Below are 18232 nucleotides of genomic sequence, written 5' to 3' on the forward strand. Positions count from 1 at the left end.
GACGGCTCCTTCAGGCGATACAGCGCAGCAGCAACGCGGGATCGCGCGCAGGATCGATATGCAGGCGGATGCCTCCCCATTCGAGCGGATGGCGCTCGCCGGTGACAAGATCTTCCACGGCCGTGACGGGACGACGCGCCTCGCCGCGGCCGACCGCAATGTCGCCGAGCGGAAGCCAGACGTCACGTGCCTCCGGCGACAATGCAATCGCGGCCGCGATCACGTTGCTCTGATCGACCGCCTCCTTGACGAAGCCGATCACGCCGCCGTCATCGGTATTGATAAAGCGCAGATTGGCGAATTGTTGCAGCGCTAAGTGGCTGCGTCTGATCCGATTGAGCGCCGCGATGTACGGCTTGATGTTCCCCGCCTGGTCCCAGTCCCGCACCCTGATCGCGTATTTCTCGGAGTTGAGGTATTCCTCGCGGCCCGGGATCGGCGTGTGCTCCAGCAGCTCGAAGCCGCTGTAGATGCCATAGTTGCCAGACAGCGTCGCGGCCAGCGCGAGACGCGACTTGAACATCCAGGATTCGCCGCTCTGCAGGTGGAAGGGCAGGATATCCGGCGTGTTGACGAAGAAATTCGGCCGAAAGAAGTCACGCTCGGGATAACCGGTCAATTCGCCGAGATATTGCTCGAGCTCGCAGCGCTGCGTGCGCCAGGTGAAATAGCTGTAGGACTGGGTGAAGCCGAGCTTGGCCAGGCCCTTCATCAGCTTCGGCCGCACGAAGCCTTCCGCCAGGAACAGCACTTCGGGATCGTGCTGCTGCACCTCGCGGATCAGCCATTCCCAAAACGGCAGCGGCTTGGTGTGGGGATTGTCGACCCGGAAGATTTTGACGCCCTGCTCGACCCAGAACAAAACGACGTCGCGCAGCGCGTGCCACAATGCGCCGGCGTCCTCGCATCCGAAATCCGGGTTGACGACGTCATCCCAGCGCTGCGGCGGGTGCTCGGCGGTGCGCATCGATCCGTCCGGGCGGCGCTTGAACCATTGCGGATGCTGCGTCAGCCAGGGGTGATCGGCCGAGCACTGCACTGCGAAGTCGAGCGCGACCTCAAGGCCATGACCCTCGCACGCCGCCACGAAGCCGCGGAAATCGTCAAGCGTCCCGAGCTCCGGGTGCACGGCGTCATGACCGCCCTCGGCCGCGCCGATCGCATAGGGGCTGCCGGGATCGCCGCCTTGCGCGATCGCCGCATTGTTGCGGCCCTTGCAGTGCTGCCGCCCGATCGGATGGATCGGCGCGAGCAGCACGACGTCAAAGCCCATCGCCGCAATATCGGGCAGCCGCGCGATGCAATCGCCGAAGGTGCCATGCGCGCCCGGCACCTTGCCCTGGCTGCGGGGAAACATCTGGTACCAGGCGCCGGCGCGCGCCCGCGGCCGGTCGGCAATCAGCGGGAACAGCTGCGAACGCGTGAGGTCGGGGCGAAACTGGCTGCCGGCCATCGCGTCCTGCAATTCCGGCGCGAGCAGCGCGCCGGCCTCGCCGGTCTGCAGATAGATCTCGCACTGCCTGATGATCACGGCGGCCGCTCCCGGGCCACCGGCCTGCGCCTGGGTCAGCATGCCTGCGCCTTCGAGCGCGTCCAGCGTGTGGTCGCTGCCGTCGCGCTGCTTCTGCGCGAAGCGATGCCGCCAGCTGGCGAACTGGTCGGTCCAGGCCTCGATCGCGTAGGTGTAGCGGCCCGGCCGGTCGGGCACGAAGGCGCCGCCCCAGCGGTCGTCGCTGTGCAAGGTCATCGGCGCGTGCTGCCATTCGCCGTCGCCCTCGTGCCGCCACACCAGCGCGGCCGCGATCACGTCATGTCCGTCACGGTAGATATCGGCCCAGACCTCGACCGGCTCGCCCACGATGCGCTTGACCGGGAAGCGACCGCCATCGACCGATGGATAAACATCGGTGATATGAAAAGTGCCGTGCGCACTCTCGACAGGCCGGGCAGTTTTGTTCACGGTGATGCCGCCGCCATTAGAAATGCAAATGACGTCCCGGCGCTGCAAAGGAGGCACGCCAGACCCATATAGTAAGCCGCTCGCCGGGTAATGGTTCCCGGCGGAACGCCGGACAGGGTAGAGCGTTAATCATCATCTATCCCTTTCCCTTATCTGTACAATTTAGCAACGGTCCGGATCCCGTTGCGAGCCAGCAGCGTGCCCAATGGACCTTTACTCCAAAGCCAAGACCCTGGGTATCCAGACCGAGTATATCGACGGCAGCGGTCAGCTGCGTGTGACGACCGCCGAGGCGCTCGCGGCGATCCTCGCGGCGCTGCCGCCGGAGACACCGCGGCGGATCGTCGCCGAGCCCGTGGTGATCAGAGCGGGCCGCGCCGCGCACACCGAACTGTCGGAGGCCGCGCAGCTTCCGGTGCATTGGAAGGTTACGCATGGCTCCAGCCTGCTTGCGCAGGGCGAGGCGCGCGAGCGGACCGTGGCATGGCCATCCGGTCTGCCCGAAGGCGTGCATCGGCTCCAGCTATCGGACGCATCGGGCGCGCGCGAGGAAATACCGCTGCTGGTTGGGCCGCAGGCCGCGTTCGGCGGCGAGTTCGACCGCTGCTGGGTGATCGCAGTGCAGCTCTACGGCGTGCGCTCGGCGCGCAACTGGGGCATCGGCGACTTCGCCGACCTGCAAAACCTGCTCGAATTCGCGCACTCGGTCGGCGCCGACGGCATCGGGCTCAACCCGCTGCACGCGCTGTTCGACGATCGGCCGGGCGACTGCAGCCCGTATTCGCCGAACAGCCGGCTGTTCCTCAACGCGCTCTATATCGACGTCGAGAAGATTCCCGAATTCCGCATCGATGCCGAGACGCGGGCCGCGCTGGCGCAGCTCCGCACCCGCGACATGGTCGATTACGTCGCCGTCGGCCCGCTGAAATGGCGCGCGCTGCGTGCGGCGTTTACGGCTTTCAAGGCCAATCCGGGGCTCGGCCGCTGGCAGGACTTTGAGAATTATCGCGCCGAGCAGGGCGCGCTGCTGTCGCGCTTCGCCTGCTTCGAGGTGATGCGGCACAGCTTCAACACGCCGTGGTGGGAATGGCCGGACGAATGGCGGCAGCCCAACGATGCGGCCTGTGCCAGGCTGCGCCGGGCGCGCGACACCGCCGGCGAGGTCGAGTTCGTCGAGTTCGTGCAATGGACCGCCGACCGCCAGCTCGCCGCCTGCCAGGCGCTGGCGCACAAGCTCGGCATGCGCGTCGGCCTCTATCTCGACGTCGCGGTCGGCGTGCAGTCGGATGGTTTCGACGCCTGGAATGAGCAGACCGCGATTTCGCGCCAGCTCGGCGTCGGCGCGCCGCCCGATCCGCTCAACACCGCTGGCCAGGATTGGGGGCTCGCCGGCTTCAATGCCGCGGGCCTCGAGCTGCGCTCCTTTGCGCCGTTCAAGCAGATGCTGCGCGCCTCGATGCGCCATGCCGGCGCGATCCGGCTCGATCACGCCTTCGGGCTGAAGCGGCTCTATCTGGTGCCGCGCGGCTTCGGTCCCGCCAACGGCGCCTATGTGCTGATGCCGTTCGAGGCGCTGCTGGCGGCGACGGCGCAGGAGAGCGTCGCAAGCCGCTGCGTCGTGATCGGCGAGGATCTCGGCACCGTGCCCGAGGGTTTTCGCGAGCAGATGAACGGCTGGGGCATCTGGTCCTATCTGGTGATGATGTTCGAGCGTGACGGAGGGGGCGTGTTCTACAACGCCGACCATTACCTCACTGATGCGCTCGTCACCTTCAACACCCACGACCTCTCGACCTATGCCGGCTGGCGCTCGTTCAGCGATCTCAAGACCAAGCGCGCGCTCGGCATCGATCCCGGCGAGACCGACCAGATGCGCTGGGATGCGCTCGGCCAACTCGACGCCGTGCTGCGCCGGCACGACATCCACCATCACGATCTCTATTCGGTGGTGAGTTTTCTGGCGCGGACCCGGTCGCGGATCATGGTGGTCTCGATGGAGGACCTGCTGGGCCTGGTCGACCAGCCGAATATCCCCGGCACAGTCTATGAGCACCCGAACTGGAAGCGGCGGCTTCCGGTCTCGATCGCGCAGCTGGCCTCGGCGATCGACGTCGATGCGCTGAAGCACGCGACCCGCGAGCGCTCGCGCAACGGATCATGATGCGGAGCGCTGCATTTGGCCTCGCGTATCGAAGACTATGGACTGATCGGCGATTGCGAGACCGCGGCGCTGGTCGGCCGTGACGGCTCGATCGACTGGCTGTGCTGGCCGGCCTTCGATTCCGACGCCTGCTTCGCGGCGCTGCTCGGCACGTCCCGCCATGGCCGCTGGCTGATCGCGCCCGCCGAGGAGGTCACCGCAACGTCGCGCCGCTACTGGGACGATACGCTGATCCTGGAGACGCGGTTCGAGACCCAAGGCGGCGTGGTGGCGCTGATCGATTTCATGCCGCCGCGCGGTAACGCCTCCGACGTGGTGCGTCTGGTCCGCGGCATCCGCGGCCGCGTGAAAATGCACATGGAGCTGGTGCTGCGCTTCGGCTTCGGCGTCGACGTGCCCTGGGTCAGGAAAAATCCGGATGGCGACGGGCTGCTCGCGATCGCCGGGCAGGACATGACCGTGCTGCGCACGCCGGTCGAGACCCGCGGCAAGGATCTGACCACGATCGCCGATTTCGAGGTCGGCGAGGGCGACACCATGCCGTTCGTGCTGACCTACGGCGCGTCCTATTCCCCGGTGCCGGACCCGATCGATCCCGAGGCTGCGCTGAAGGACACCGAGGAGTACTGGCGGGAATGGTGCAGCCGCGCGACCTATGACGGCGGCTATGCGCGCAACCTCGTGATGCGCTCGCTGATCACGCTGAAGGCGCTGACCTTCAGGCCGACCGGTGGCATCGTCGCCGCGCCCACCACCTCGTTGCCGGAAAAGCTCGGCGGCGCGCGCAACTGGGACTACCGGTTCTGCTGGCTCCGCGACGCCACCTTCACGCTATTGGCGCTGATGAACTCCGGCTACACCGAAGAGGCAGCGGCCTGGCACAACTGGCTGCTGCGCGCGGCGGCGGGCGCGCCGGCCAACATGCAGATCATGTACGGCATCGTGGGCCAGCGGCGCCTGTTGGAGTGGGAGGCCGGATGGCTGCCCGGCTATGAAGGCGCGCAGCCGGTGCGGGTCGGCAACGCTGCCCATGCGCAGCTGCAGCTCGACGTCTATGGCGAGCTGATCGACGCCTTCCACCAGTCCCGGATGGCGGAGCTGAAGCTCGACGAGGAAAACTGGGCGCTGGAGTGCACCGTGGTCAATCACCTTGCCGAGGTCTGGGACAGGCCCGACCACGGCATCTGGGAGCGCCGCGGCGTGCCGAGGCACTACGTGTTCTCCAAGGTGATGTGCTGGGTCGCGTTCGACCGCGCGATCAAGAGCGCGGAGCGGTTCGGCTTCAAGGCGCCGCTGGTCAAATGGCGGGTGATGCGCGAGGCGATTCATCGCGACGTCTGCCACCGCGGATTTGACCGCGAGCTGAACAGTTTTGTCGAGAGCTACGGCTCGAAGCTGCTCGATGCCAGCCTGCTGCTGCTGCCGGCGGTCGGCTTCCTGCGGCCGACCGATCCGCAGATCCGCGGCACCATCGCGGCGATCGAGCAGCACATGATGCGCGACGGCTTCGTGCTGCGCCACGACCCGCGCGAAGTCTCCGACGAGACGCAGCCGATCGAGGGCGCGTTCCTGGCCTGCAGCCTGTGGCTCGCCGACGCCTATGTGCTGGCGGGCGAGATCGGCAAGGCGCAGACCATGTTCGACCGCGTCGTGGCGGTCGCCAACGACCTGGGCCTGCTGGCCGAGGAGTTCGATTCCGGCGCCGGCCGGCAGACCGGCAATTTTCCGCAGGCGCTGACCCATATCGCGCTGATCAACACCGCGCACAATCTCAGCGCGGCGCAGGCCGAGGCCAAGAAGCCGGCGGTGCAGCGCTCCACCTGACGCGAATTCCGTCGCGCCTTCCCGGTCAGTGCAGGTCGACCGGCGGGAACGGCGTTCCCGAAGGTGCGCCGAGATAGAGGTATTCAAGGCCAAATTGGCCAGCAAATGCGGCGGCCGTCGCGTCGAGCAGGATGTGGCCTGTCGAATCCAGGTGCAGCTCCGGCCGCGTGAAGCCGTTGATCGTGAACGCCGGAAGGACATTGGAATTGCCCCCCGGAGAATTGCCGGGCGGAGGATTGTCGGGTGGAGGATTGCCTGCCGGGGGCGCGTTCTCGTTCACCGACAGACCGCTGAACAGCTCCGAGACGTGACCGAGGTCGGCGAGGTTGCCGGCGAGATCGGTCACGACAGCGCCATGCGTATCGAGGCCGATGATCGCAAGCGATGCCGTCGGTGCATCGCTGGCGGCAACGAAATAGTCGAACACCAGCTTGCTCGCATCGCCGAGCAGGGCCGAAGCCACGGCGTCGAAACTGGCTGTGCCGCCGTCGTTGAGCGAAAGCGTCGGCGTTCCGCCGGCCACCTGCACCGCTTCGTCGAAGTCGAGGGTGAACTGGATCAGCGCCCCGGCCGCCTGATTGCCGCTCGCAGGCGACGCGGTGATGTCGCCGAGCTGCGGCGCTGTCGTATCGATGTGCAGCGTGCCCGTCGGGTTGCCCACTGCACCCGCCAGATCCGCGTCGTTGCCGGCCTGATCCCTGATCGTCGCGCCATTGAGGCTGGAGCCGGTGACTGCAAGGTCGGCGGTGTTTTCACCGGCGGCTACCGTGTACTGATAGGTCAGCGTAGCGGTCCCGCTGCCGCCGGCGAGATGCGCTACTCCGCCGTCGTTCAACGTCAAGGTCGGATTGCCGCCGGCAACATTGACGATCTCGTCGAAGGCGACCGCGAAGGTGATGACCGAACCCGCGGCTTCGTGGCCGTCCGAAGGCGTGGCCGCGACGCCGGTCACATGCGCTGCCGTCGTATCGATCTGCAAGGTGCCGGCCGGATTGACCGCGGCGCCTGCGAGATCGGCGTCATTGCCGGCCTGGTCCCTGATCGTCCCGCCATTGAGATTCGAACCGGTCACGGCGAGATCGGCGGTGTTTTCGCCGGCTGCGACGATGTACTGATAGGTCAGCGTCCCGGTGCCGCTGCCGTTCACATAATGCGCGAGGCCGCCATCGTTGAGCGTCAGCAGCGGGGTGCCAGTGACGGTGACAGCCTCGTCGAAGGCGACAGCGAGCGTGATCACCGATCCGACGCCCTCGTGACCATCCGCCGGTGTGGCGGTCACGGCGGTGACCTGCGGCGCAACGGCGTCGATCTGCAGAACGCCTGCAGGATTGACGATGAGGCCGGACAGCTCGGCGTCCTTGCCGAGACCGTCTGTCATGGTGGCGGTGTCGAGATCGATGCCGGCAATGGCGAGGTCGGATGTGCTTTGACCTGCCGCGACCTGGTAGATGAATGTCAGCGTTGCAGTGCCGCTGCCGGTGGAGAAGGTCGCAATCCCGCCATCGTTGAGAAGCAGGGCCGGCTGACCGGTCACGATCACAGGCTCGTCGAACGTCACCGTGAAGGTGACTTCGTCATTGACCGTCAGCAGGCCGTTGCCGGCGGTAATGCCCGTCCCCGACGTGGTCACCGAGGTGACGCCGGGGCCGCCAAAGATGAAATCGTCGTCGCTCAGGTTGGTCTTGAGGACGTTCAGCAGCGTCAGCGTGTTGCCGCCGCCAAAATTGATGACCGTATCCGCGCCGACCTGGGCCGCGAGCGGCAGCACAGTTGCGAGCTCGTGAAAGCCGAGGCTGGCAAATGGTCTGAGATCGATCCTGTCGTCCGTGCCTGCGCCGGCGACGAAGTCCGTGACGGTGTCGGGCCCTCCGGTCGGCTTGTAGACATAGGAGTCGTTGCCGGCGCCGAGCGTGACCCGGTCGCCGCCCGCGCTGCCCGTGATGATGTCGTCGCCGATGCTGGCGTCGATGACGACCTTGATCTGCCCGGCGCCGAGCCCGGATGCATCGATGATGTCGTCGCCGTCACCGGCGTTGATGGTGAGCGTGTCGTTGGCGGCTTCCTGGCCGGTTACCGACACCTCGGCCGCCAGGCCGTCCACCAGGATCTTGCTGCCGCTCTGGGTTACGTTGATCTGGTCGGCGACGGCCGTGCCCTCGACTGTCACCGTGTCGGCCGCGCCGTCACCGGTGCTGCCGCCGGGCGTGGCCGCGAGATCGACCACAACCTGATTGGTGTCGGTGCCGGTGAGATCGTGAACGGTGACGTGATCCGCGCCGCCAAGGGCCTGGAAGGCGATCTTCTCGACGCCGTTGAGTTCCATCACGATGCTGGCGACGTCGCGGGTGAAGCGCACGCGCGAGCCGTTGGCCGAGATGTCGATGTTCTCGGCGATATTGGCGCCGTTGAACTGCAGCGTGTCGTTGCCGCCCTGGCCCTCGACGGTGTCGCTGCCGTCGCCGGGATTCCAGGTGAAGGTGTCGTCGCCGCCGCCAAGCAGGGCGGTGTCGTTGCCTTGTCCGCCGATCACGGTGTCGCCACCGGCGCTGCCGATGATCAGATCATTGCCGGCCCCGGCATTGATGGCGAGCGCGATCAGTCCGGCGGCAAGGCCGGAGGCGTTGATCTGGTCGTCGCCGCCCAATCCGTTGACCTGCAGGACGTCGCTCGCATCCTGGCCGTGCACCACGACCTGGGCGGCGAGGCCGTTCACCAGCACGTCGTTGCCGCTGTTGGTGACGCTGATGGTGTCGGCGCCGGCCGTGGCGTTGGCGACCACCGTGTCGAGCGCGCCATCGGCGCTGCCGCCCGAAGCGGAGAGGTCGATTGCGATCTGCTGTGCGTTGGTGCCGGAGAGATCGTTGACCGTGACCGTATCGGCGCCGCCCAGCGCATCGATGTTGATCTTCTCGACACCGTTGAGATCCATCACGATGTTGGCGACGTCGCGGGTGAAGCGAACGCGGCCGCCGTTGGCGGAGATATCGAATTTCTCGGCGATGTTGGCGCCGTTGAACTGCAGCGTGTCGGTGCCGGCCTGACCTTCGACAACGTCGCTGCCGTCACCGAGATTCCAGATCAAGGTGTCGTCGCCGTCGCCGAGCAGTGCGGTGTCGTCGCCGCGGCCGCCGGTGACCGTGTCATTGCCGATGCCGCCGATGATCGTGTCGGCGCCAGCGCTGCCGATCACGGTGTCGTCGCCGTCGCCGGCATCGATGGTGAGGTGAAGCTGGCCGGCGAGCAATGCGGACGCATTGATGGTGTCGTTGCCGCCGAACGCATTGATCTCCAGCGCGTCGTTGGCGCCTTCCTGGCCGGATATCGATACCTCGGCGGCCAGGCCGTTCACCAGGATGTTGCTGCCGCTCTGGGATATGTTGATCTGATCGGCGGCGGCTGTGCCCTCGACAGTCACCGTGTCGGCCGCGCCATCACCGGTGCTGCCGCCGGGCGTGGCCGCGAGATCGACCAGAACCTGATTGGTGTCGGTGCCGGTGAGATCGTGAACCGTGACGTGGTCCGCGCCGCCACGGGCCAGGAAGGCAACCTTCTCGACGCCGTTGAGGTCCATCACGATGCTGGCGACGTCGCGGGTGAAGCGCACGCGCGAGCCGTTGGCGGAGATGTCGATTTGCTCCGCGATATTGGCGCCGTTGAACTGCAGCGTGTCGTTGCCGTCCTGGCCCTCGACACTGTCGCTGCCGTCACCGGGATTCCAGATGAAGGTGTCGTCGCCGTCGCCGAGCAGCGCGGTGTCGTTGCCGCGGCCACCGGCGACGGTGTCGTTGCCGGTCCCGCCGATCAGGAGGTCGGCGCCGTCGCCGCCGGTGATGGTGTCGTTGCCGGCGCCGCCATCCAGCGTGAGCGAGATCAGGGCTGCGAGCCCGTTCGAGGCCGTGATGGTGTCGTCGCCGCCATTGGCATGCAGCACCAGATTCTCGGTGGTGCCGATGTCCACGGAAAACGGATCCGGGCTGACCCGATCGAATCTGACGCGCGAGCCGTTCGGGACGATGGTGAAGACTTCGCCTGCGTCTTCGCCCTCGATGTCCGCGGTGTCGGTGTTGTTGCCGCCCTCGAGCACGACATTGGGTAGCGCGCCATTGCTTGCGTCGAGCGTGAGGGTATCGCTGCCGTCCTGGCCCAGGACCTGAAGCGCCGTCGTATTGGCGGTGGTGGAGGGCCCTCCCGCGATCGGTACCGCGCCGCCGTTGATCTCAAGGGTGCCTGCAAGGTCGCGGCTGGTGGTGATGGAATTGTCAGCGGCATCGCCGGTGACGGTGAGGGTTCCAGCGGCGAGATTGGCGATGACGGCCATGGCATGACTCCAAAAAGCGCTGACGTGTCCGTGTCCGCAAAACGTGCGGGGACTGATCCGCGAGGCTCGACAAGGTGGGATCGGACGACGTCAAAAAAATTCCGGAACGCAAACGGCTGAGAGGGGATCTGACGCGAATGTGCTGGGGCGACTCCTTTGGGTGGGCGACGGGCGGCATGCCGCCTTTGATGGGGCGCCGGGAACCGCGAACCCGGTCGATGTGACACCGTAGTGCGACAAACGGTCGCATGATCAGTGTGACGTGATCACACAACCAGTATGGCGCGATCCGGCGTCTGGAAATGTGCTGTAGATCACGGTGAAGCTGCGCTCCGTCTGGGCGCAGATCGGATTCGCGGGCTCAGCGGAGCTGCAGTACGCGGTCCATCGCGCGCGCGAAGCCGTCGTGCTCGTTGCTCTCGGTCACATGCGTTGCGCGCGCCTTGACGTCGTCGCTGGCGTTGCCCATCGCGAAGGAGGTGCCACTTCGCGCGAACATCGGCAGATCGTTCTGCATGTCGCCGATCGTTGCCACGTTCTCCAGCGGCACGCCGAGACGTTTCGCGATTGCCTCGACGAAGGTGCCCTTGTCGTGGCCGGGCGGGGTGACGTCGAGATAATAGGTCTGCGAGCGGACTGCGGTCGCCTGATTGCCGACCATCTGCTGCATCTCCTTTTCGCAGCGCTGCAGCAGCGCGGCATCCGGGCTCGCGCCGACGATCTTGCAGGCCTGATCGAGATAGGGCGTGAAATCGCTGATGATGGTCGGATCATGCTTGATGGTGTGCTGCTCGTGGGCGGTGTATTCGCCCTCGGGATTGCGCGTCAGCCAGCGGTCGTTGGTGAACAGCCAGATGTCGACGCCATGATCGCGCAGCATATCGACGCTGCGCTTGGCCACGGCGGGCGGGATGACGTGCTGCTCCAGCGGCCGCAGCTTTGGATCGACGATCGAACTGCCGTTGAAGGCGCCGATCGGCTGCGTGATCGCGAGCGGCTCCACCAGGAATCCCATTCCGATCGTCGGCCGGCTGGAGACGATGGTGAAGCCGATGCCGGCCTCGTGCAGCTTGCGGACCGCCGCCCGTGCGCCGTCGGTCAGGATCTTGTCCTTGGTCAGGAGCGTGCCGTCGACGTCTGATACGACAAGGGCGATGCGGGTCATGGGCGGTCCAGCTTCAGTTGGTTGACGATGTCTTCGACGATCAGGTCGACGGTGCGGTCGATCGCGACGGTGATCGGGCGTTCATCCGGCGTCGGCGGCTCCAGCGTCTTGAATTGGCTCGCCAAGAGGCCCGGCGGCATGAAATGGCCCTTGCGCACGATCAGCCGTGAGGCGATCAGCTCCTGCGTGCCGTCGAGGAAGACGATGCGGACATCCCGGCGGCCATGCACCAGGATGTCGCGATAGCTGCGCTTCAAGGCCGAGCAGGCGATCACCGCGCGCTCGTTCGCCTTGCAGGTGCGGTCGATCTCTGCGGCGATGGCTCTTAGCCATGGCCAGCGGTCCTCGTCGGTCAGCGGCTGCCCGGAATGCATCTTCGAGACGTTGCTCGGCGGGTGAAACGTGTCGCCGTCCTCGTAGCGCCAACCGATCCTGACCGCGAGGTGATCGGCGATGGTGCTCTTGCCGGAGCCCGATACGCCCATCACCACCAGCGCGCAGGGGTTTTCCCCGTCAGCCACGAAAATCCTCCGGCAGCGCGGCCTGATCGACCAGCCAGACGGTTTCGTGCTGCGACCGCGCGCGGTTCGCCGGCAGGTCCTCGCCGGCGAGCAGCCGCGCCAGGATCGCGCGCTTGCTCTCGCCTGCGATCTCGAACAGCATCTCGCGGCAGGAGGCGAGCGTCGGCAGGGTCAGCGTGACGCGCGGCACGAACGGCTCGACATTGGCCTTGGGCACGCCAACCACCCAGCGTGCGCTTTCCGCGACCGCGGGGTAGCCGGGAAACAGCGAGGCGGTGTGGCCGTCGGGGCCGACGCCCATCAGGACGAGATCGAACAGCGGCCGCGCCGGGTCGAGCTGCTCGGCGCCGTAAAAGGCCATCAACTCGTTCTCGTAAAGCGCGGCGCTGACGTCGGGGTCGTTGAGATCGGCGGTATCGGTCGCGATCGGATGGACGTTGGCGGCCGGCGCGCAACGGTCGAGGAAGGCCTGGCGCGCCATGCACATGTTGTGCAGCGGATCCTTCCTCGGCACCAGCCGCTCGTCACCGATGAACCAGTCGATGCGGTCCCACGGGATAGTGTCGCGATACTCCCGCGTTGCCAGCAGCTGATAGAGCGCCTTCGGGCTCGAGCCGCCGGTGAGGCAGACCGCCACCCGGCCGGGGTTTTGTTCGATCCTTGCGATCACCCGCTCGGCCGCCGCCTTCGCCAGTGCCGCCGGGTCGGCGACCGGGATGATCTTGCGCTCGTGGCTGGTGGCCATGGTCAGCCCAGCTTTCGCCAACTGCGGCCGTCGCGGGTCAGCAGCGCGTTGGCGGCTTCCGGCCCTTCGCTGCCGGCCTTGTAGGGCTGCAGACCGCGGCCGCCGGCGCTCTTCCAGGCGTCGAGGAAGGGCTGCACCGCCTGCCAGCCAGCCTCGACGCTGTCGGCGCGCTGGAACAGGATGTTGTCGCCGATCATGCAGTCATAGATCAGCGTCTCGTAGCCGGTCGACGGCTCGGCCTTGAAGTAGTCCTTGTAGCGGAACTTCATCTCGACGCCGTCGATGTTGATGACGGGGCCCGGCACCTTGGTGTTGAACTGCAGCTCGATGCCTTCAGTGGGCTCGGTGGAGATGACGAGGTAATTCTGCGACAGCCGGTCGACCGCCGTATCGCGGAACATCGCGAACGGCGCCTGCTTGAACTTGATCGCGATTTCGGTGCGCTTGCTGGTCAGCGCCTTGCCGGTGCGCAGGTAGAACGGCACGCCGGCCCAGCGCCAATTGTCGATGGTCAGCTTCAGCGCGGCATAGGTCTCGGTCGAGCTGTCGGGTCTGACGTCCGGGGTCTTCAGATAATCGCTGATCTCGGTGTCGCCGATCTTGCCCGCGTGATACTGGCCACGCACCGAATTCGACAGCGCTTCCTGTTCGGTCTGGATCTGGATCGCGCTCAGCACCTCGGCCTTCTCCGAGCGCACCGCATGGGCGTCGAAGCGCGCCGGCGGCTCCATCGTCACCAGCGACAGCAGCTGGAACAGATGGTTCGGCACCATGTCGCGCAGCGCGCCGGTGGCGTCGTAGAAGCTGCCGCGGTGGCCGACGCCGAGCTTCTCGTCGACGGTGATCTGGACGTGGTCGATGTGGTTGCGATTCCAGATCGGCTCGAACATGCCGTTGGCGAAGCGCAGCACCAAAATGTTCTGGACGGTTTCCTTGCCGAGATAATGATCGATCCGGTAGATCTGATGCTCATCGACCAGCTTCAGCAGCGCGGCGTTCAGCGCCTTGGCCGAGGCGAGGTCGGTGCCGAACGGTTTTTCCACCACCAGCCGCCGCCAGGCGCCGTTCTCTTCCAGCATGCCGGTGCGGCCGAGCTGCTCGCTGATCGGCAGGAAGGCGCTCGGGGGGGTCGCGAGATAGAACAGCCGGTTGCCGCCGGTCTCGCGCGCCTTCTCCAGCCTGTCGAGCCGCTCGCTCATGGCATCGAACGATGCAGGGTCGCGGGGATCGGCCTCGATCGCGGTCACGCATTCGAACAGCCGCTTGGCGATCGCCTCGTCGACGGGGCGGGTGGCGAACTTGCGCAAGCCCTGCATCAGGCTGTCCGTCAACTGCTCGCTCGACATGCCCCTGCGGACGATGCCGACGACGCAGAATTTGTCCGGCAGCAGATTGCCGGCGGCGAGATTGTAGAGCGCCGGAATCACCAGGCGGTGGGTCAGGTCGCCGGTGGCGCCGAAGATGACGAAGGAGCAGGGATCGGGTTTCTTCTGCACGTGACCTTCCGCGGTTGATCTTAAGCTTTCTTCGGCGGTTCCTTGTGGCCGCCAAAACCTGCGCGCATCGCCGAGAGGATCTTCTCCGCGAAGGTATGATCCTTGCGCGAGCGGAAACGCGCGAACAGCGCGGCCGTCAGCACCTCGGCCGGCACGGCCTCGTCGATCGCGGCGTTGACGGTCCAGCGGCCCTCGCCGGAATCCTCGACGAAGCCCGAGTAATTGTCGAGCGTATGGTTCTCGGCAAGCGCGATCGCGGTGAGATCGAGCAACCAGGACGGGATCACGCTGCCGCGCCGCCACACTTCGGCAATGTCGGCGATGTCGAGGTCGAAGCGATGCTCCGCAGGCAGCGTCTCGCTGCTGGCGTTCTTGAGGATGTCAAAACCTTCGGCATAGGCCTGCATCAGGCCGTATTCGATGCCGTTGTGGATCATCTTGACGAAGTGCCCGGCGCCGATCGGGCCGGCGTGGATGTAGCCCTGCTCGATCCTGGGATCGCGGCCCTCGCGGCCGGGCGTGCGCGGGATGTCGCCGATGCCGGGCGCCATAGCCTTGAAGATCGGGTCGAGCCGGTCGACCACGGCCTTGTCGCCGCCGATCATCATGCAGTAGCCGCGCTCGATGCCCCAGATGCCGCCGCTGGTGCCGACATCGACATAGTGCAGCCCGCGCTCCCGCAGTGTCTTGCCGCGGCGGACGTCGTCCTGCCAGAACGTGTTGCCGCCGTCGATGATGACGTCGCCGGGCGACATCAGCTTCGACAAGGCCTCGATGGTGGCCTCGGTGATCTTGCCGGCCGGCAGCATCACCCAGGCGGTGCGCGGCGCTTCCAGCTTGAGGACGAAATCCTCCAGCGAGGCGGCGCCCGCGGCATTGTCGGCGACCAGCGCCGCCACCGCCTTGGGATCCTTGTCGTAGACGACGGTGGTGTGGCCGTGCGCCATCAGGCGGCGGACGATGTTGCCGCCCATCCGCCCGAGGCCGATCATGCCGAGTTGCATTGCCTGCCTCCCGTCAGTTCAGCGCCGCCGAGATCGCGGCGTGGAGCGCCGCGAGCCCGGAGGTGAGGTCGCCCTTGAGATGCACGCGCAGCGCACGCCGCCCGCGCTCGGTGAGCACGTCGAAATCGCCGCGCGCCTGCGCCGCCTTGATCACGCCGAAGCTGGCCTTCTGGCCGGGCACCGCGAGGTCCTCGGCGTCATCGACCGTGACTTGCAGGAACACGCCAGAGTCGGGCCCGCCCTTGTAGGCCTGCCCGGTCGAGTGCAGGAAGCGCGGGCCGAACTCGGCGCAGGTCGCCAGGTGCCTGGCGTCGCGCAGCCTCAGCCGCATCGCCTGCATGGCGTCGATGGTGTCGCCGTCGCGCTCGATATAGGCGAGCAGGGCGACATAGTCGCCGCGGCCGGAGCGCGACAGATGCGCCCTGATCCAGGAGTTGAGATCGCCATTGGCGCCGGCCTTGCGCAACTCGTCGGCGTTCTGCGCGTCGGTATAGAGCTCGACGTCCGCCGCCGACACCACCGGCTCCTCCGCCGGTAGCGCGCCGGTCTTCTCGAACGCTGCGGTGAGCTCGCGGGTCTTGATCTTGGCGGCTTCGACGTCGGGCTGGTTGAACGGGTTGATGCCGAGGATCGAGCCCGCGACCGCGGTCGCGATCTCGAAGCGGAAGAACTCCTGGCCGATGTGATCGATCGATTTCATCACGATGCGCGCCACCGGATGGCCTGCGGCCTCCAGCGCCGCGAGCTTTGACTCGTGCGCGGCATCGTGCTCGTCCTCGGTACGCAGGTCGATGAAGAAGCGGTCGTTGCCGTAGACGGCGGCGTCGCCGATGGTCTCGCCCTCGATCGGGATCAGGCCCTTGCCGTCCTTGCCGGTCGATTCCGCGATCAGCTGCTCGGTCCAGGCGCCGAAATCGGCAACGCTGGGCGAGGCGAAGATCGTCACCTTGTCGCGGCCCTCGAGCCCGGCGATGCCCATCGCCAGGCCAAGCTGCACGCCGGGGTTTTCATGCGGCGGCACGTCGGCGCCGCAGGAGCGCACCATCGACAGCGTGTGCCCGAGCAGGCTGCGGACATCGATGCCGGCGGCGGCCGCCGGCACCAGGCCGAACGGCGACAGCACGGAATAACGGCCGCCGATCGCGGGGTCGCCGTAGAAGATGCGGGCAAAGCCCTGCTTGATCGCGACCTTCTGCAGCGACGAGCCGGGATCGGTCACCGCGATGAAGCGGTGGCCGGCCTTGTCCTTGCCGATCGCCTGGCTGACGCGGTCGAAGAAGTAGTCCTTCATCACGTTCGGCTCGGTGGTGCCGCCGGATTTGGAGGTGACGATGAACAGCGTCTTCGAGATGTCGACATACTCCTCCATCGCGCGCACCTGCGCCGGATCGGTGGAGTCGAGCACGTGCAGTCGCGGGAAGCCCGATCGGTGCGGGAAGGTCTCGGCCAGCACCTCCGGCCCGAGGCTCGATCCGCCCATGCCGAGCACGACGGCGTCGGTGAAATTCTGCCCCTTCACGCGCTGGGCAAAATCCTCGTAGTCGGCGACATCGGCGGTGGCGGCGCTGGTCAGCCAGCCCAGCCATTTGTTCTCGTCGTCGCCGGTCCAGACCGACTTGTCCTTCTGCCAGAGCCGGCGGATTTTTGCCGCGGCGCGCCATTCCTCGGTGCTCTTCTCGACCGCCTTCTCGATGGTCGCGCCAAGCGCAAGCTTCTGGCGGTCGATGCCGCCGCCGAGCGAGGTCGCGCGCTTGTGGGCGACGGCGCCGTAGAGCTTGTCGGCCGCGTCGGCGAACAGCTTGACGCCGTCCTTGACCAGCTCCTCGGTGATGGCGTCGAGCGAGATGCCGGATTTCTCCAGCTCCTCCAGCACGTGGCGGGCGTCCTCGACATTCTCTTCGAGGCTGTCGCGGGTCTTGCCGTGGTCGCGGAAGGCGTCGAGGGTGGCCGGCGGCACGGTGTTGACGGTGTCGGGGCCGATCAGCTCCTCGACATAGAGCACGTCGCTGTAGTCCTTGTTCTTGGTGCCGGTCGAGGCCCACAGCAGCCGCTGCGGCTTGGCGCCCTTTGCCTTCAGCTTGTCCCAGCGGCCGCCCGCGAACAGGCGCTTGTAGTCCTGGTAGGCGAGCTTTGCATTCGCGATCGCGACCTTGCCCTTTAGCGCGGCCAGCCGCTCCTTTTCGGACGGGTCGTTGGCGCGGGCGATCTTCTCGTCGAGCTGCTTGTCGACGGCCGAATCGATCCGGCTGACGAAGAAGCTGGCGACGCTGGCGACATGGGAGGGATCGCCGCCCTTGGCGACGTATTTCTCCAGCCCCTTGAGATAGGCTTCGGCGACCTGGCGGTAGACCTTCTGCGAGAACAACAGCGTGATGTTGATGCTGATGCCTTCGCCGATCAGCTGCTCGATCGCCGGCAGGCCTTCGGGCGTCGCCGGCACCTTGACCATCAGGTTCTTGCGATGAACCTCCTTCCAGAGCCGCTCGGCTTCAGCGATCGTGCCCTTGGTGTCCATCGCGAGATAGGGCGACACTTCGAGGCTGACGAAGCCGTCGCCGCCGTCGCTGTGGTCGTAGACCGGGCGCAGCACGTCGGCGGCGTGCTGGATGTCCTCGATCGCCAGATGCTCGAACAGGTCGGCGACCGAGCGGTCGCCTGACTTGAGGGCCTGGCCGATCGCCCCGTCATATTCGTCCGAACTGCCGATCGCCTTTTCGAAAATCGACGGGTTGGACGTCACGCCTTTGACGCCGTCGGTCTCGATCAGCCGCTTCAGGTCGCCCTTGGCGACGAAGCCGCGGGCGAGGAAGTCCAGCCAGACCGCCTGGCCGTGATTTTCGAGTGCTTTGACGGGGTTCATGGATGCCTGTTCTCGTTCGATCGAGGGTCGATTTTTGGGTTCCCGGGCAGCTTTCGGGCGCGGAGGCGGATTGTCAACATGGGGGGCCCCGGGGCGGAATGTCAGCATTCCCAAGGGATAACGCCATTCACAAAAGTTCGATCCCTCGGACGCGATCCAAGCCTGAACCCCATCTCAG

The 18232-nt window shown here is 66.3% G+C and carries 10 protein-coding genes; 2 read left to right on the forward strand and 8 right to left on the reverse strand.

Annotated features, from left to right (window positions below; translation table 11 throughout):
• Window positions 1-10: 10 nt before the first annotated feature.
• A complete protein-coding gene (locus CI41S_RS36685) occupies window positions 11-1960 on the reverse strand; it encodes an alpha-1,4-glucan--maltose-1-phosphate maltosyltransferase (protein ID WP_139863930.1) in 1950 nt (649 codons plus the stop codon).
• 205 nt (window positions 1961-2165) lie between these two features.
• Between CI41S_RS36685 and malQ the strand changes: the two genes are divergently transcribed.
• Window positions 2166-4121 carry a 4-alpha-glucanotransferase gene (gene malQ / locus CI41S_RS36690; RefSeq protein WP_139863931.1) on the forward strand — a complete coding sequence of 652 codons (1956 nt, stop codon included), beginning with the start codon at window positions 2166-2168 and terminating at the stop codon, window positions 4119-4121.
• Between the two features lie 15 nt (window positions 4122-4136).
• Entirely contained in the window at window positions 4137-5945 is a 1809-nt protein-coding gene (locus CI41S_RS36695; protein WP_139485941.1) for a glycoside hydrolase family 15 protein, read from the forward strand.
• Window positions 5946-5970: 25 nt separating this feature from the next.
• Here CI41S_RS36695 and CI41S_RS36700 read toward each other — a convergent pair whose 3' ends face one another.
• From CI41S_RS36700 to CI41S_RS36730, 7 genes are all read right to left on the reverse strand, one after another.
• Window positions 5971-10263 (reverse strand): beta strand repeat-containing protein, encoded by a 4293-nt coding sequence (locus CI41S_RS36700; protein ID WP_139863932.1) that lies wholly within the window; start codon window positions 10261-10263, stop codon window positions 5971-5973.
• A 361-nt stretch (window positions 10264-10624) separates the two neighbouring features.
• Entirely contained in the window at window positions 10625-11428 is an 804-nt protein-coding gene (locus CI41S_RS36705; RefSeq protein ID WP_139863933.1) for a Cof-type HAD-IIB family hydrolase, read from the reverse strand.
• A complete protein-coding gene (locus tag CI41S_RS36710; protein WP_139863990.1) occupies window positions 11425-11913 on the reverse strand; it encodes a gluconokinase in 489 nt (162 codons plus the stop codon). The genes CI41S_RS36705 and CI41S_RS36710 overlap by 4 nt, the downstream gene beginning before the upstream one ends.
• Before the next feature lie 28 nt (window positions 11914-11941).
• Window positions 11942-12694, reverse strand: coding sequence for a 6-phosphogluconolactonase (gene pgl, locus CI41S_RS36715; RefSeq protein ID WP_139863991.1), 753 nt, complete (start codon window positions 12692-12694; stop codon window positions 11942-11944).
• 2 nt (window positions 12695-12696) lie between these two features.
• A complete protein-coding gene (zwf, locus tag CI41S_RS36720) occupies window positions 12697-14190 on the reverse strand; it encodes a glucose-6-phosphate dehydrogenase (RefSeq protein WP_139863934.1) in 1494 nt (497 codons plus the stop codon).
• Between the two features lie 20 nt (window positions 14191-14210).
• Window positions 14211-15194, reverse strand: coding sequence for a phosphogluconate dehydrogenase (NAD(+)-dependent, decarboxylating) (gnd, locus tag CI41S_RS36725; RefSeq protein WP_139863935.1), 984 nt, complete (start codon window positions 15192-15194; stop codon window positions 14211-14213).
• 13 nt (window positions 15195-15207) lie between these two features.
• Window positions 15208-18054, reverse strand: a complete 2847-nt coding sequence (locus CI41S_RS36730; protein WP_139863936.1) for a bifunctional transaldolase/phosoglucose isomerase — start codon at window positions 18052-18054, stop codon at window positions 15208-15210.
• Window positions 18055-18232 lie beyond the last annotated feature (178 nt).

Origin of the sequence: Bradyrhizobium ivorense, from assembly GCF_900696085.1 — a bacterium.
Taxonomy (GTDB): domain Bacteria; phylum Pseudomonadota; class Alphaproteobacteria; order Rhizobiales; family Xanthobacteraceae; genus Bradyrhizobium; species Bradyrhizobium ivorense.